General features: G+C 30.1%; 16 protein-coding genes. 6 read left to right on the top strand and 10 right to left on the bottom strand.

Features of this window, described 5'->3' with window-relative positions; translation table 11 throughout:
• The first annotated feature begins 186 nt into the window (after positions 1-186).
• On the top strand, positions 187-459 hold the full coding sequence (locus tag CLOPA_RS06860; protein WP_015614736.1) for an STAS-like domain-containing protein: 273 nt from the start codon (positions 187-189) through the stop codon (positions 457-459).
• 306 nt (positions 460-765) lie between these two features.
• On the top strand, positions 766-1,080 hold the full coding sequence (locus CLOPA_RS06855) for a hypothetical protein (RefSeq protein WP_015614735.1): 315 nt from the start codon (positions 766-768) through the stop codon (positions 1,078-1,080).
• A gap of 248 nt (positions 1,081-1,328) precedes the next feature.
• On the opposite strand, the gene CLOPA_RS06850 is transcribed toward CLOPA_RS06855, so the two are convergent.
• Positions 1,329-1,679 (bottom strand): nicotinamide mononucleotide transporter, encoded by a 351-nt coding sequence (locus CLOPA_RS06850; RefSeq protein WP_015614734.1) that lies wholly within the window; start codon positions 1,677-1,679, stop codon positions 1,329-1,331.
• A gap of 517 nt (positions 1,680-2,196) precedes the next feature.
• Here CLOPA_RS06850 and CLOPA_RS06845 point away from each other — a divergent pair.
• Positions 2,197-2,376, top strand: coding sequence for a DUF1737 domain-containing protein (locus CLOPA_RS06845; RefSeq protein WP_015614733.1), 180 nt, complete (start codon positions 2,197-2,199; stop codon positions 2,374-2,376).
• A 291-nt stretch (positions 2,377-2,667) separates the two neighbouring features.
• Here CLOPA_RS06845 and CLOPA_RS06840 read toward each other — a convergent pair whose 3' ends face one another.
• A complete protein-coding gene (locus CLOPA_RS06840) occupies positions 2,668-3,009 on the bottom strand; it encodes a TM2 domain-containing protein (RefSeq protein ID WP_015614732.1) in 342 nt (113 codons plus the stop codon).
• A gap of 590 nt (positions 3,010-3,599) precedes the next feature.
• Between CLOPA_RS06840 and CLOPA_RS06835 the strand changes: the two genes are divergently transcribed.
• Positions 3,600-3,794, top strand: a complete 195-nt coding sequence (locus tag CLOPA_RS06835) for a hypothetical protein (RefSeq protein WP_015614731.1) — start codon at positions 3,600-3,602, stop codon at positions 3,792-3,794.
• A gap of 52 nt (positions 3,795-3,846) precedes the next feature.
• Positions 3,847-4,131: a hypothetical protein gene (locus tag CLOPA_RS06830; RefSeq protein ID WP_015614730.1), complete on the top strand. Its 285-nt coding sequence runs from the start codon at positions 3,847-3,849 to the stop codon at positions 4,129-4,131.
• A gap of 215 nt (positions 4,132-4,346) precedes the next feature.
• On the opposite strand, the gene guaA is transcribed toward CLOPA_RS06830, so the two are convergent.
• The 4 genes from guaA to CLOPA_RS06810 form a co-directional block, all read right to left on the bottom strand.
• A complete protein-coding gene (gene guaA / locus CLOPA_RS06825) occupies positions 4,347-5,879 on the bottom strand; it encodes a glutamine-hydrolyzing GMP synthase (protein WP_015614729.1) in 1,533 nt (510 codons plus the stop codon).
• 119 nt (positions 5,880-5,998) lie between these two features.
• Positions 5,999-7,453, bottom strand: coding sequence for an IMP dehydrogenase (gene guaB, locus CLOPA_RS06820; protein ID WP_015614728.1), 1,455 nt, complete (start codon positions 7,451-7,453; stop codon positions 5,999-6,001).
• 689 nt (positions 7,454-8,142) lie between these two features.
• Positions 8,143-9,774 carry a chaperonin GroEL gene (gene groL / locus CLOPA_RS06815; RefSeq protein ID WP_015614727.1) on the bottom strand — a complete coding sequence of 544 codons (1,632 nt, stop codon included), beginning with the start codon at positions 9,772-9,774 and terminating at the stop codon, positions 8,143-8,145.
• Positions 9,775-9,828: 54 nt separating this feature from the next.
• Entirely contained in the window at positions 9,829-10,116 is a 288-nt protein-coding gene (locus CLOPA_RS06810) for a co-chaperone GroES (protein WP_015614726.1), read from the bottom strand.
• A gap of 408 nt (positions 10,117-10,524) precedes the next feature.
• Here CLOPA_RS06810 and CLOPA_RS06805 point away from each other — a divergent pair, with 408 nt between their 5' ends.
• On the top strand, positions 10,525-11,193 hold the full coding sequence (locus CLOPA_RS06805; RefSeq protein WP_015614725.1) for a TIGR01906 family membrane protein: 669 nt from the start codon (positions 10,525-10,527) through the stop codon (positions 11,191-11,193).
• Positions 11,194-11,351: 158 nt separating this feature from the next.
• Here CLOPA_RS06805 and CLOPA_RS06800 read toward each other — a convergent pair whose 3' ends face one another.
• From CLOPA_RS06800 to CLOPA_RS06785, 4 genes are all read right to left on the bottom strand, one after another.
• A complete protein-coding gene (locus tag CLOPA_RS06800) occupies positions 11,352-12,230 on the bottom strand; it encodes a DNA-3-methyladenine glycosylase family protein (RefSeq protein ID WP_015614724.1) in 879 nt (292 codons plus the stop codon).
• A 126-nt stretch (positions 12,231-12,356) separates the two neighbouring features.
• Positions 12,357-12,758 carry a C-GCAxxG-C-C family (seleno)protein gene (locus tag CLOPA_RS06795; protein WP_015614723.1) on the bottom strand — a complete coding sequence of 134 codons (402 nt, stop codon included), beginning with the start codon at positions 12,756-12,758 and terminating at the stop codon, positions 12,357-12,359.
• Between the two features lie 201 nt (positions 12,759-12,959).
• Positions 12,960-14,342: an NADPH-dependent glutamate synthase gene (gene gltA, locus CLOPA_RS06790; protein ID WP_015614722.1), complete on the bottom strand. Its 1,383-nt coding sequence runs from the start codon at positions 14,340-14,342 to the stop codon at positions 12,960-12,962.
• Positions 14,335-15,240 (bottom strand): sulfide/dihydroorotate dehydrogenase-like FAD/NAD-binding protein, encoded by a 906-nt coding sequence (locus CLOPA_RS06785; protein WP_015614721.1) that lies wholly within the window; start codon positions 15,238-15,240, stop codon positions 14,335-14,337. The genes gltA and CLOPA_RS06785 overlap by 8 nt, the downstream gene beginning before the upstream one ends.
• Positions 15,241-15,544: the final 304 nt, after the last annotated feature.

Here is a 15,544-nt window from a genome sequence, read left to right as displayed (position 1 = left end):
TATATAAATTCACAATAAACTATACTTTTCATTGATAAATAAATTTAATATTTCATTTTTAAAAATATTATTAAAAATTATTGTGAAAAATTTGACAAGTGCAAAAAACTGTTATATAATAGAACCATAAGATTAGTACACAAATTAAACAAAAAAAGTTTTTTAAAGTTGATAGGAGGAATAAAAATGGAAAAAGTTTTAAATGTTAAAAATATTATAGGTGGACAATTTACTTGCGAAGATGCTATCTTATTAAAAAGTAACCTTGCTAATGATAATGATACTGTAGTTCTTGATTTTGCTGGTATTAATGAGGTGCCCACAACTTTTTTCTATAATCTATTTTCTGATTTCTTGTACACTGCAGATAGAGATAAATCCTTTCAACGTATTAAAGTTAAAAATTTATCAGATATATACAATTATAATAAAGTTGTTCACGGAACAGCTATTATGTAATTTTTTATATATAACTTTCCCTTTCCTTATAGAAACAGCTAAAAGCTGAACCCTTTTAGCTGTCTTTATTTTTTTGTTTAAATTACAATAGAAAAAATATTTATTGCATTTAAGTAGCTGCTAATTAAATGTTATTTATTAAATGAACAATTTTAATTGGAACTTATATATTTAGCTAAACTAATATTTCTATGAAAACATTTACATTTTATATTCACAAAATTCTGATAATATTGTATAATATACTTAAAGGTAATTATAATATTATCTAAGTTAATTAATATAATGGGTTGAGGGGGTATTAAAATGCAATTAATAATAGATAAAACTGTTAGAGAAAAAAACATTAAGGATGTAATAGAAGAAATAAAGCAAATTAAAAATTATATATTTGACACCAAGAATGAGCTTCTTAATAGCGTTGATAATGCTTTTATAGGTTGGACTATAGGTGGTAATCACAATTTAAGAAGAAATAAAGGTAATGAAGTTTCATTAGCTAAATTTGATTATGTTTATTGCCTTGACTATGATAATAATGAAAAAAGTTCTAACTATGCAATAAAAATAGATTTAAAGAATGGTATGTATAAACTTGCTGGAGTATTTAGAATAGATTAAATTTATTAACTAAATATTGCTTATGAAAACATTTACAAACAATATTAACATATTCACAAAACTAAATACTTTAATAATTAACTTATAAACTATTTTTAAATAAAGGCACTATGAGAATGGATTTAAAATTGTATTAATCTCATAGTGTTTTTATTATTACTAATTATGTAATATAAAGATTCAATTCCAATTGAATAAAAGGTACACCCTAATTAAAGTATACCTTTTACTTGCTATTGTATTTACTTTTAATTTCTACTAAAGAACATGCCTCTAAAACTCTTTACTATAACTACAACCCAGTTGCCTAGTGAATTCAATAAATTATGCAGTCCCTCAAAAATTCCTAAGGTAAATGTAAAGAAATCAATTATAGGTATATCACTTTTTTTAATATAATACCTATATATGTACTGGGCTAATAGCAAATACACAACAGCTTTAAATATACAAAATAAAAATTCTTTACTATTAGTTGCATTTGAGACATTCTCCTCCTTATCCCTTAAAAACATAAATACCAATCCCGTGAGGGCAAATACTATTGCCAGTAACTTTTCAATAGAAAGTAATCTAGTATTTAACATAAGTTGCGACATTTTTAATACACTTCCTTCCTATATTTTATATACATTAATATTGAGCAATATTACTTCTAATTTTGACAGAGCCAAATTTATTAAAGTATTTTTCCATTTTTAAAAATTTTGTACAAATCATTTCCATTTCATCAATTACCTTCAATCTTATTTTAAAAACACCTGTATACTCCCTATACTAACAACTAAAGAAAGATTTAATATATATTCTATCTTTACTAAATGAATATCTATATAAACTTTTTTTAAAAATTTGTTAATTATAAGTGTCCTTATAACTTCACCAACCATACTTAATAGTGATACTGAGGATGTGAAGTTAATTAAAACTACACCTTTTTATAACATTGATTTATCACCATAAATATGGCAATATTGTACCTATAATCAAACTACTTGATGGTAGCTCCTCAGAGCTACCTATTTTTATATGAAAAATAAAGCCTGCTTTTAGAATTAATGATATAATTTATTTAAATAATCACTGTTATTGTATTGATTACAAGGAGGTATTTGTATGGAGAATAAACTTAGATATCGTTTAATTACTGGAAAGGATGATGCAAGTTTTTGTCAGAGAATTTCTAAATTACTTGATGAAGGCTATAAATTGCATGGATCTCCTTCATGTACATTTAATGGACAAGACGTAATTGTAGCACAAGCTGTAATTCTAAATGATTGTAAAGAGAAATAAGCTAATAATATTTTACAAGATATGACATTATTCCATAGGTTTAAATTGTATTATATTCCATTATGAACATATGTATGAAAAGTTTAGTACAATAATAAATTTTAAAATTCTAAAATTACATAAGTTTAAATAAATAAAAACTGAAAATAAAGTAATATAATTGAAAAATATATAATTTATTACAGTAAGTAGATAGCATAAAGGAATAACTGTATAAGCTACTCCTTTATATAAAATAATCTTATGAATAATTTCAATACATTTTTATAATTTGTAATTTTTACTATTTTTTTACATTATAACTTCTAAAAGTGTGTTGTAATTTTTTTCTTTAGTTCTTTTCATTGCAGTAAACCAATCAATTATAGTCCATATACCTAAGCCTCCAAAAGTTAGTAATTTAATTATTCCTAATCCGACTTGTCCTAAAATAAATCTATCCACTCCAAAATGACCAAAGAATATAGACAATATGAGAACTACTGTTGGATCTTTATAATCTAAAGATTGTAGTATCATTAGTTTACTATCGTCTAATGTCTCAATTCTACTTCTCACTGTCATTAATTTTTCATTAGGTAAATACTTAGTACCTGTACTAGCTATGAACATATCCACTTTGTTAGAATCCATTTTATCTCTCCTTATAAATCACTATAATTTCTTATATTGTAACAAATAATTCATTAATTATCAATATATTAACAAAATATATAAAAAAATGTTAAACTTCCAACAATTTTTAATATTGAATTGAATATGATTCAATTTTTTTAAAAAACGAGTAACTATAAAATCTCTCCTTTTTATTATATTTTAAAATTGTTTTAGTGAGTAATGTAATAAGTAAATTCTCCTATTGCGTATCCTAAGTTGTATAGAAAAAATATAATTACAGCTCCACGTATAAAAAACTTTTTTAAGTTAATATTATTTAGAGTTTTCAAAATTACACCTCTACATTAACAACATGATATTTCACATTATGCTATGACCATATGCCCAAATGCAATGCTATCCAATTATGAATAAAACTCTAACATATGTAAATAATTTAAATAAATCTCTTTTTACTTATTTTTTAAGGTGCGCCCCTTATTGTGGTGCATCTTTTTTATTTTGTAATAATAAAATCTGGAAGTACCATTTAATTGAAGGTATAATTATCAATATAACTTAATATAGTCCTATAATATTATGAAATAAATGCTGGAGGTATTCTTATGGAAAATAATCAAGAGTATCCAATTTGTATGTGTACAGAAATTGGTCAGGGAAGACAGATTGGTCAAGGATGTATGGTGCCAATTAAGCATATATGGACTGGTTCTGCAATAATAGCAGATATTTGTACAAATTGTGGTCATATCCTTTCTATGAGAGTGGAAAAGCCCAAAAAATTTAAAACTAAAAAATAAGGAGCACTCTTCTGTATGTCTTAATAGCAAAATAAAAAGGAGATTAAAACTTATGAAAATAGAGCTTAAAAAGAAACTACCGATTACAATTGCACTTATTATTACTTCGCTTTTAACTATTATATTTGCAGCATTATCCATTACTTATGGAAACAGCTTTACATTTCGTGTTTTGACACAGGGAAGTGTGGCTATCACTATGTTTCTATCTGGAATTAATTCACTGATTTATCAGAAGCAAAAATTAATTGCTTTATTTAGCTTTCTTGTTTCTGGATTTTTAATATTTGTAATGATTACAACAATTCATGTTGGATTGCTTAAAAATGCTTTTTAATATTAGAAAACTAAATACACTACAGATATCTGTCAATAATCTAACTACAATGAAAATTTTCTTCATTGAATCCCCTTTATAAAATATTAAAAGGTACACTGGATTAGTAGTGTACCTTTAAACTTGATGATTTATGTTAATACGTTTTTAGTACGTTTTATACTTTTCAAATTTCAAAACTGTTGATCTACAAAACGTTAACGTGATTTTATTTTTTATTCCCACTCAATTGTAGCAGGTGGCTTACTTGTTACATCATAAACAATTCTGTTTACACCTTTAACTTCGTTTACTATCCTTCTGGACACTTCATCTAAAACTTCATAGGGAATTCTTGCCCAGTCAGAAGTCATTGCATCGGAACTTGTTACAGCTCTTAGAGCTATTGTGTGGCAATAGGTTCTCTCGTCACCCATAACACCTACAGATCTTATGTTTGGAAGACATGCAAAGTACTGCCATATAGTTTCATCAAGCTTTGCTTTTGCTATTTCATCTCTGAAAATGGCATCTGCTTCTCTAACTATTTCAAGCTTTTCTTCTGTTATTTCTCCAAGCACTCTTATACCAAGACCTGGTCCTGGGAATGGCTGCCTCCAAACCAATTTATGAGGTATTCCAAGTTCTTCTCCTACAGCTCTAACTTCATCTTTGAAGAGTTCTCTAAGTGGCTCTATCAGCTTAAATTCCATATCTTCTGGAAGTCCACCTACGTTATGATGGCTTTTTATTGTTGCTGAAGTAGCAGTACCACTTTCAACTACATCTGGATAGATTGTTCCCTGAACAAGATATGCTATTTCCCCTAACTTTTTAGCTTCTTCTTCAAATACTCTTATAAATTCTTCACCTATGATTTTTCTCTTCTTCTCAGGATCACTAACCCCTGAAAGCTTAGTTAAAAATCTATCCTTTGCATTCACTCTTATAAGGTTCATATCAAATTGTTTTCTGAATATATCCTCAACCTGATCTCCTTCATCTTTCCTAAGAAGACCATGATCTACAAAAATACAGGTAAGCTGTTTGCCTATAGCTTTATGCACAAGTACTGCTGCTACTGAAGAATCAACTCCACCAGAAAGCGCACAAATAACTTTTTTATCTTTAACAACTTCCTTAATTTCCTTAATTTTTCCTTCTGCAAAAGAAGACATGGACCAGTCACCCTTTAAGTCACATAGCTTAAATAAAAAATTAGTAAACATTTCTTTTCCGAACACTGTATGCTCTACCTCAGGATGAAACTGTACCCCATATATATTCTTTTCTTCATTTACCATTGCCGCTACAGGGCACTGTTTAGTAGTCGCTGTTATGGTAAAACCAGCTGGTGGTTCTGATACATAATCTGTGTGGCTCATCCAAGCTATATTATTTTCTTCTATTTTATCAAAAATTTTGCATTCCTTAGAAAGATTAAGTTCAGTTTTTCCATATTCTCTGATTTCTGCACTTTCTACTTTACCACCTAGAGTATGAGTTATGAGCTGATGACCATAGCATATACCTAATACTGGAATTCCAAGTTCAAATAATTCCTTATCAAACTTTGGCGTATTATCTCCATAAACGCTATTTGGACCACCAGTAAGAATTATTCCCTTTGGATCCTTCTCTTTTATTTTGTCAATAGAATATGTGTATGGAACTATTTCACAATATACATTGTGTTCTCTTACTCTTCTTGCAATAAGCTGATTGTATTGTCCACCGAAATCTATAACTAAAACTAATTCTCTTTTCATATTTTCCTCCCAATTATTTATATTAACATTTTTCAATTCGTAATTTCTCACAATTACGTACTAAAGTTATCATTTAAAATAATTATACTATTAAATACATTATAATGGGCAAATAATTTTTATTGATTTACACTATAATTAGGTGCTTCTTTTGTTATAGATATATCATGAGGATGACTTTCTCTTAATCCAGCTGAAGTCTGAATTACAAAATTTGCAGTATCATACATAGTATGCAGGTCTTTAGCTCCTAAATATCCCATTCCAGAACGTATTCCTCCCACAAGCTGATAAATAGTATCCACAACAGATCCTTTAAATGGAACTCTTCCCTCTACACCTTCAGGTACAAGCTTTTTATTCCCTTCCTGAAAATATCTATCCTTACTTCCATTTGCCATAGCTGCTAAGGAACCCATACCTCTGTATACCTTATAGCTTCTACCTTGATATATTTCTATTTCTCCAGGTGCTTCTTCGCAGCCTGCAAACATTGAGCCCATCATAGCTACACTAGCTCCAGCAGCAAGTGCCTTAACTATATCTCCAGAATACTTTAATCCACCATCGGCAATTACAGGTATCCCATACTTATTGGCAACCTCAACACAATCCATTACAGCAGTAAATTGTGGTACTCCAATTCCTGAAACTACTCTAGTTGTACATATAGATCCTGGTCCTATACCTACTTTTACACAATCTACACCAGCCTCTATAAGATCCTTTACAGCTTCTCCTGTAGCTATATTTCCTGCAATAATCTGAATATCTGGATACTTAGACTTTATCCACTTAACAGCTTCTACCACACCCTTTGAGTGTCCGTGTGCAGTATCTACCACTATAACATCTACATGTACATTTACAAGCGCGTCCACTCTATCCATCATGTCCTCAGTAACGCCAACACCTGCACCACATAAAAGCCTTCCTTGTCTATCCTTTGCAGCATTTGGGAATGCCTTTACCTTTTCTATATCTTTTATAGTAATAAGTCCCTTTAAATAATTATTTTCATCAACTAAAGGAAGCTTCTCAATCTTATGCTTTTTTAATATCTCTTTAGCCTCTTCTAGTGTAGTATTTTCAACAGCAGTTATAAGCTCCTCTGAAGTCATAACTTCTGAAATAGCTTTTTTATAATCATTTTCAAATACTATATCCCTATTTGTAATTATTCCTACTAGCTTTCCCTCAACAGTTATAGGAACTCCAGAAATTCTATATCTAGACATTAATGCTAAAGCATCCTCAATTGTATTTTCAGGAGCTAAAGAAAAAGGATTAGTTATAACTCCATTTTCCTGTCTTTTTACTCTATCCACTTCAAGTGCCTGTTCTTCAATTGTCATATTTTTATGAATTATACCTATGCCACCTTCTCTTGCCATGGCAATAGCCATCTTAGACTCAGTTACAGTATCCATGCTTGCACTCATAAGAGGTATATTTAGCTTTATAGTTTTAGTAAGATTTGTACTAAGCTCAGTTTCTCTTGGTAAAATTTCAGATTTATTAGGTACTAATAACACATCATCGAAGGTATAGGCCTGTTTTAGAATTGTAGCCATTAACAACAACTTCCTTTCATCACATTTTAAGAATTATTATAATAGAACTATGCTTATTTCTCTTTAAAGCACTTTAAAAGAAATACTCAGGAGTATACTAAATATGACCTGTTATTTCTTTTCCCACGCCTAAGTAAAATCAGATATTAAAAAAATTTCATATAGGAGCTTTACCAAAAAAATAATTCATATTAAAAAATTAAAGTTTCCAGTAGAAACTCTTAAATCTGTTCAAGATATACGAATTAAATATTTAATACCGTTTCAACAATATCACTTATTTTATTTAAAATAAGCAAGTTTGTCAATTGCAAAAATTTCCACATTACAAAATTAAAACATTGCCTATTTTATAGATTTTACTAAAATAATTAAATTTACAAGTAAATTTTAAACAAATATTATTTAATCTCCAATTTAATTATTGAAATATTGAATTTTTACAAGTAAATACTAATAACTCATAAAAATAAGCTATTTCTTCAAATAATTCTTAATATCAATGATGAATCTTACTTAGTGAAAATTTGTACCATCACTAAGCTTAGATGAATTATCCAGGGACGTAGCTACTCTTTACTCCCACTTTCACAGAGTGCGATGGGAGTATTAGAGTGGGTAGTCATGGGATAAAAAAATATCCCGTAAAATTTAATTTACGAGATATTTTTAAATTGAAATTTATTAAATTAATACATTCCGTCCATTCCCATTCCAGGAGCTCCTCCTGGCATTGGAGCTGGATTCTTTTCAGGGATATCTGCAACTACACCTTCAGTTGTTAAGAAAGTTGAAGCTACAGATGCTGCATTTTGAAGTGCAGATCTTGTAACCTTAGTTGGATCTACAATACCTGCCTTTATCATGTCTACATATTTTTCGCGAAGAGCATCAAAACCAATTCCCTTTTCACTGTTTATAACCTTTTCTATTATAACAGAACCTTCAAGTCCTGCATTTGCTGCTATTTGTCTTACAGGCTCTTCAAGAGATTTTATTATTATATTAATTCCAACTTGAATATCTGGTTCTTCATCAGTAAGCGCTTTAATCTCTGGCAATATATTTAGGTAAGCAGTACCACCGCCTGGTACTATTCCCTCTTCTACAGCTGCTTTTGTTGCTGCAAGAGCATCTTCTATTCTCAATTTTCTCTCTTTAAGTTCAGTTTCAGTAGCTGCTCCTACTTTTACTACAGCAACTCCACCTGCAAGCTTTGCAAGTCTTTCTTTTAATTTTTCTGTATCAAAATCTGAAGTTGAAGCCTCAATTTGAGTTTTTATTTGAGCAATTCTATCTTTGATTTCTTCTTTGCTGCCTTTACCATTAACAATTGTAGTATTTTCTTTTGAAATTTTAACACTTTCAGCTCTTCCAAGTTCTTCTAAAGTCACATCCTTAATATCTTTTCCAAGTTCATCTGATACAACTTCTCCACCAGTTAAAATAGCTATATCCTTAAGCATATCTTTTCTTCTATCACCAAAGCCAGGAGCCTTAACACCCACACATGTAAATGTACCTCTTAATTTATTTACAACAAGTGTTGTAAGAGCTTCTCCTTCAATGTCCTCAGCTATAATTAAGAGTTTCTTTCCCTGCTGAACTATTTGCTCTAATAATGGAAGTATTTCCTGTATGTTTGATATCTTTTTATCTGTTATAAGTAAATATGGATCTTCAAGAGATGCTTCCATTTTTTCTGTATCAGTTACCATATATGCACTTAAATATCCTCTATCAAATTGCATACCTTCAACTATATCTAACTCTGTACCCATAGATTTTGATTCTTCTACAGTGATAACTCCTTCATTACCTACTTTTTCCATAGCATCTGCTATAAGCTTTCCTATGTTCTCATCACTAGCTGAAATTGCTGCAACTCTAGCTATATCTTCTTTTCCATTTATAGGTTTTGAAAGTTCTTTTAGATTTTTGATAGCTTCCTCAACTGCTTTGTTTATACCAGTTCTTATAAGCATTGGATTAGCACCAGCAGTAACATTTTTTAAGCCTTCTCTTATAATTGCCTGTGCTAATAAAGTAGCTGTTGTAGTACCATCTCCTGCTACATCGTTAGTCTTTGTAGCAACTTCCTTTACAAGCTGAGCTCCCATATTTTCATATGGATCTTCTAATTCTATTTCCCTTGCAATACTAACACCATCATTTGTTATAAGTGGTGCACCAAATTTCTTATCTAAAACTACGTTTCTACCCTTTGGTCCAAGTGTTACCTTAACTGTGTTAGCAAGTTTGTCTACACCTGCTTGCATAGATCTTCTGCCTTCTTCACCTAATAAAATACTTTTAGCCATATATAAATCCCTCCAAACAATTTTAACATTAAAATTAGATTTTATTTTAAAACATTAATCTTCAACAATTCCAAGTATATCATCTTGTTTTACAATTAAGTATTCTTCTCCATCAAGTTTAACTTCATTTCCACTATATTTTGAGAAAAATACCTTATCATTAACTTGTAATTCCATTTTAATTTCTTTACCATCTACATATCCACCAGGTCCTACTGCAACAACCTGTGCTATTTCTGGTTTTTCCTTAGCAGATCCCGGCAAAACAATTCCGCTCTTTGTTGTTGCTTCTGCTTCCAATCTTTTAATAACGACTCTGTCTCCAAGTGGTCTAATTTTCATCTTTAAACCCTCCTCAATTTATTAAAAAAATTTATTATTATTTTACCTGTTAGCACTCATCTCGCTTGAGTGCTAATACAATTATTATAATAATTAATACTATTTATATAAGCAAATTCTAAGTTTGGATTAATACGCTCAATTATGGCAGTTAATCTAAATTATCTTCTATTATGTCTTTGTATTGGTTAATTTCTCTTGTTTTCTCAATATTTCTAAAATGTTAACATAAAAATTAACTTTTAAATAATTTTAACAAATATTTTAATAAATATATATTAAAACTACGCATAAACCTATATAATTATAAATATAAATGTAGGCCTATAAAGGAAAATACAATTTTATCACATTGTGATATTTATTGCTTATTTCTTTAAAAATGCCCTATTAGAATAGGAGATACATATGCTTAAGAGAAAGTTTTTAATACTTCAATTAATTATGTCAATATTTATATTTTTAGCTACTATTATGTTTTTTACTAAAATTATTTCAAATTTTAAACCACTTTATTATTACGATGTGGTAAATTTAAATGTAGAACAAGATTCTGGCCTGGATATTGCCACTATAAAGACTAATTATAGTTATGTAATTAATTTCTTGAATGAATCTTCCCCTTCAGATTTCACCCTTCCAACGCTAACTTCATCTACTGATGCTAAAATACATTTTTTTGAAGTACATAAAATTTTTGCATTTATGAATTATTTTTTGTATTTTTCCCTATTATTTATCATCATCTCAATTATTATTACCATAAAAAACAAAACATATTTATATTTAAAAATATCAGGGATAAGTCTAATGGCTTTACCTTTAATTTTAATACCAATTCTCCTAACAAATTTCACAGAGTACTTTGATGATTTTCATAAAATATTATTTAGAAATAATTTTTGGTTATTTGATCCCAAAACCGATCCTATAATCCTAATTCTTCCAGAATCATTCTTTTTACACTGTTTAATTATAATAGTATCATTGTCCGTAATATTTGGATTAATATTATACATACTCTATAGAATTATACATAAAAAGATAAAGTATTCCTATAGTCCTAAATATAGATAATAAAATCTAGAGCTGGCATAAGCCCTTAGCTCTAGATTTTAATTCATTCATCACTATACATATGGGTACTATTCTGTACTAGTATTTTTGTAATTTTTGACGAAGCCTTTGACATATGAATAAAAGCCAGTGTTAAACCTCTGATATTTGAAGATTTTCTACTCTAGTATATTATTTTCTCTTGCGTAATAGAACAAATATTGCTGAGCAAAACCTGATAAATTTCCAAATTTATTTCTTCCAAAATCCCTTATTCTTTTCAATGAGACATCTGGTGCAACATAAAAATGCATCATTGCCCTTTTTACCCATACATCTACCGGAAACGCAGAATACTTCTGCATGGAAAATAACATTATGCAATCTGCTACTTTAGGTCCTACCCCCATAAATTTTTGCAATTCTATGTGGCATTTGTCATCATCACAACTATAGATGTACTGTAAAATATCATTATTTTCATATACTTTTTCGCAAGTATCCTTTATATACTTTGCCCTAAAACCCGTTCCACATTCTTCAAAATCTTCTATAACCTTATGCTGTAAATCTTCTACTCTAGGAAAGGTATAATAAGTTTCACCTTTATATTTTATTTCTTTACCCCATTTTTTACTTATAGCCTTTATTGCTCTCTTTATCATGGGTATTCTGTTATTTGCAGAAATAATAAAGGATAGTAATAACTCAAAGGGATCCTGTCTTAAAATCCTTATACCACTTCCAAAATCTACTGACTTTTTAAGAAGTTGATCTTTACTAAGTTCTGTTTTTATTTCGTCATAGTCTCTATTCAAATCAAAATAGTCCACCCATATATCATTGAATTCTTTTTCTGTAGTATTGTATATTAATAAATCCCTATCTTTCTTCTCAACTTCAATCACTTTACCAAAGGCAACTCCAATAAAAGTACCTTCTTTTGTTTTATTCCACCTGAAACACTGTCCACACTCAAATACGTGATCTAATTCAAAATTTTCTATACCTTTAACTATTACACACTTTTCATTACTTTCAATATCTTTAAAATCCATACTATATCCTCTTTTCAGTAAGTGCTGGAATCTATTACTGTTATAATGATTGGCCATTATAATAGCTTTTAAAGAAGCTCTCAACAGCTAAATTTAGTTTGAAAGCAAACTCACACTAGATAAGTTTTATCTATATTCCTCTATCAATTCTTCAAGAACTTTTCCAGCAGCATACACCATTTTACTACAGCGTTCTTCATTATTTGCAAACTTTTCTTTAAGCTCAATACAGTTTTTTTCTTTAAAAATAGCCTGAAATCTATTGAAGAATTCTGCAGATATCTCTTTTATTTTACCACTTTCATGAGCTCTATCTTCAACAAAAATAATTCCAAGTACAGCTAGAGAGCCTGTTATAGCACCACATACATCACCAATGCCCATTCCCCCTCCAAAGGCTGCCATTGATTTTAATGCCTTCTTATCTAAATTAAGCTCATACCTTTCATTTGCTGCATAAATTATTGTTTCCGCACAATTTAAATTATATTCTTTATCATAGTATTTTTTAACAAAATCAATAAACAAAAATAACACCCTATCTTTCTTATATTTTACTAAGTATACTTTAATATTCCAATGACACTATGTGAAAAGCATTTAAACAAATCCGAAAAATTTTAAGTTCTCTGATTTTCGTAAAGTGTGAGTAAAGTATATCTTAACACCTAGAAAGATTATTAAGCATCAATGCAAAAAACTTCATTGATGCCAATAACTCTATTTAGATTATTTGCTTAAGTCCTCATGAATAGCCTTTGCTGCCTTCTTACCTGCACCCATAGCCAGTATTACAGTAGCTGGGCCTGTTACTACATCTCCACCAGCATAAACTTTAGCTCTTGAAGTACGTCCAGTTTCTTCATCTACTGCTATAAGATTTTTTCTATTTGCTTCAAGACCCTCTGTAGTATTAATAATTAGTGGATCAGCACCTGAGCCAATAGCCATAATTACCATATCCACATCCAAAATGAACTCTGAGTTTTCCACTGGTATTGGTCTTCTTCTTCCTGAAGCATCTGCTTCCCCAAGTTCCATCTTAACGCACTTTATACCACTTACCCATCCATCTGAATCTCCTAATATTTCAATTGGATTTGTCAAAAGATGAAATTTTATTCCCTCTTTTTTCGCAAACTTTACTTCTTCAACTCTTGAAGGAAGTTCTTCCTCTGATCTTCTATATATAAGATGTGATTCTGCTCCAAGCCTTAAAGCTGCTCTCACAGCATCTATAGCTACATTTCCTCCACCTATTACTGCTACTCTTTTTCCTATTACTACAGGTGTTCTATAGTCTTCTCTGTAATCCTTCATAAGATTATTTTTAGTTAAAAACTCATTGGCAGCCACCACACCATTAAAGTTTTCACCAGGTATACTCATGAAATTAGGCACAGCTGCTCCTGTTCCGATAAATACAGCCTGAAAACCCTCTTCATTTAAAAGCTCATCTATAGTTACAGTTCTCCCTACAATGACATTTGTCTCTATTTTAACGCCAAGTCTTTTTAAATTGTCTATTTCATGTTTAACTACAGTTTCCTTTGGAAGCACAAATTCTGGTATACCCCATGCCAAAACACCACCAGCTTCATGAAGGGCTTCAAAGATTGTAACATCATATCCAAGCTTGGCCAGATCTCCTGCACAGGTAATTCCAGCAGGACCACTTCCTATAACCGCTACCTTTTTACCATTGCTCTCAGCTTTTTCACCGAATTCTATACTATTTTCCCTGCACCAATCTGCTACAAATCTTTCAAGGTTTCCTATAGATATTGGCTCTCCTTTAATACCAAGCACGCATCCGCCTTCGCATTGAATTTCTTGCGGACAAACTCTTCCGCACACTGCTGGCAAAGCACTAGTCTCAGAAATTATTCTAGCTGCTTCTTTAAAATCTCTTTCTCTTATAGATTTTATAAAAGCAGGTATTTTATTATTAACAGGGCATTTACCCACACATCTTGGGTTCTTACATTGAAGACATCTGTTAGCCTCATTTACGGCATCTTCTTCATTATATCCTAAACAAACTTCATTAAAATTTTTTATTCTAGCATTTACATCCTGTTCATGGGCAGGTGTTCTTTGTAATTTACTCATGATTTTCCTCCTCTAATCCTATAGTAACTTCATTTTCACTATGATTACAGTTTCCATGCTTCTGTCTATATTTTAATTTAGCTTCGTAGCTGCTATACAAATTTTCTCTTCTTTTAACTTCTTCAAAGTCTACAAGATGTCCATCGAATTCTGGTCCATCCTGGCATGCAAATTTTACATTTCCACCAATAGTAAGTCTACAGCCTCCACACATTCCAATTCCATCCAGCATTAATGTAGTCAAACTAACTATAGTTTTTATATTATACTCTTTAGTAATTACTGAAACCTCTCTCATTAATTCTGTTAGCCCTATTGCAACAACTATGTCATATTTCTTTTCGCCCTGTAGGATACCTTCTAGTGAATTGGAAACAGTACCCTTAATGCCTTCACTTCCATCTTTTGTAAGCACATATACTTTGTTAGCTACAGCTTCTATTCTCTCTTTAAATACTATATCTTTATAAGTATCAAAAGCAATTAAAGCATCACTTTCTACATTATTTTTATATAACCAAGACATTGCTGGATATACCCTTGCAGCAGATAGATCATCTGTTACAAAAAGTATATTCTTATTTTTAAGGTCATTTATGTTTTCACTAAATAAAAGAGATGCCTGTCCTATAGGTCCTACTAAATCTAATATGCTGTCTCCTGCCTTCAAGCCTGCAAGTTGTTCCGTTGATAGCTCTCCATTTTTTCTAAAAACAATAGTTACAGTTTCTTCCTTTACATCATAATCAGCAATTGGAAAAGGATTTCTTTCTCCTTTTTCGTCTATTCTAAGTATTACAAATTGACCTGGTTTTATGGACTTAGCAACTCTTGGTGCTATTATCTTCATAGTATAAATATCATTGACATCTTTATTGGTATCTAATATTTTAAACATCTTATCCTCCATTTTATATAATTAAATAAATTTCTATCAATATACTAATAGATTATTTTCTTAATATAACTTAATTTGTATTATATCAAATAAATATAAAATAAAAAAGGTATTATTCTAAAGAATAATACCTTTTAGGCATGTGAAAATAAATAGTAAGTCAAAGATGCGGCGTATATTTTGAATCCTACAAGGAAACAGGTGACCAGGATAGTGAGCTATCTGAGGGTTCTATTGACGCAGTAAGATTCAAAATAGACTAGCATACTGACTAGCTATTTATTTGAATATGCCATAATCCGAT

Source organism: Clostridium pasteurianum BC1 (assembly GCF_000389635.1).
Classification (GTDB): domain Bacteria; phylum Bacillota; class Clostridia; order Clostridiales; family Clostridiaceae; genus Clostridium_I; species Clostridium_I pasteurianum_A.
The sequence above is the reverse complement of the archived record's forward strand: the minus strand, read 5'-3'. Positions and strand labels throughout refer to the sequence as shown.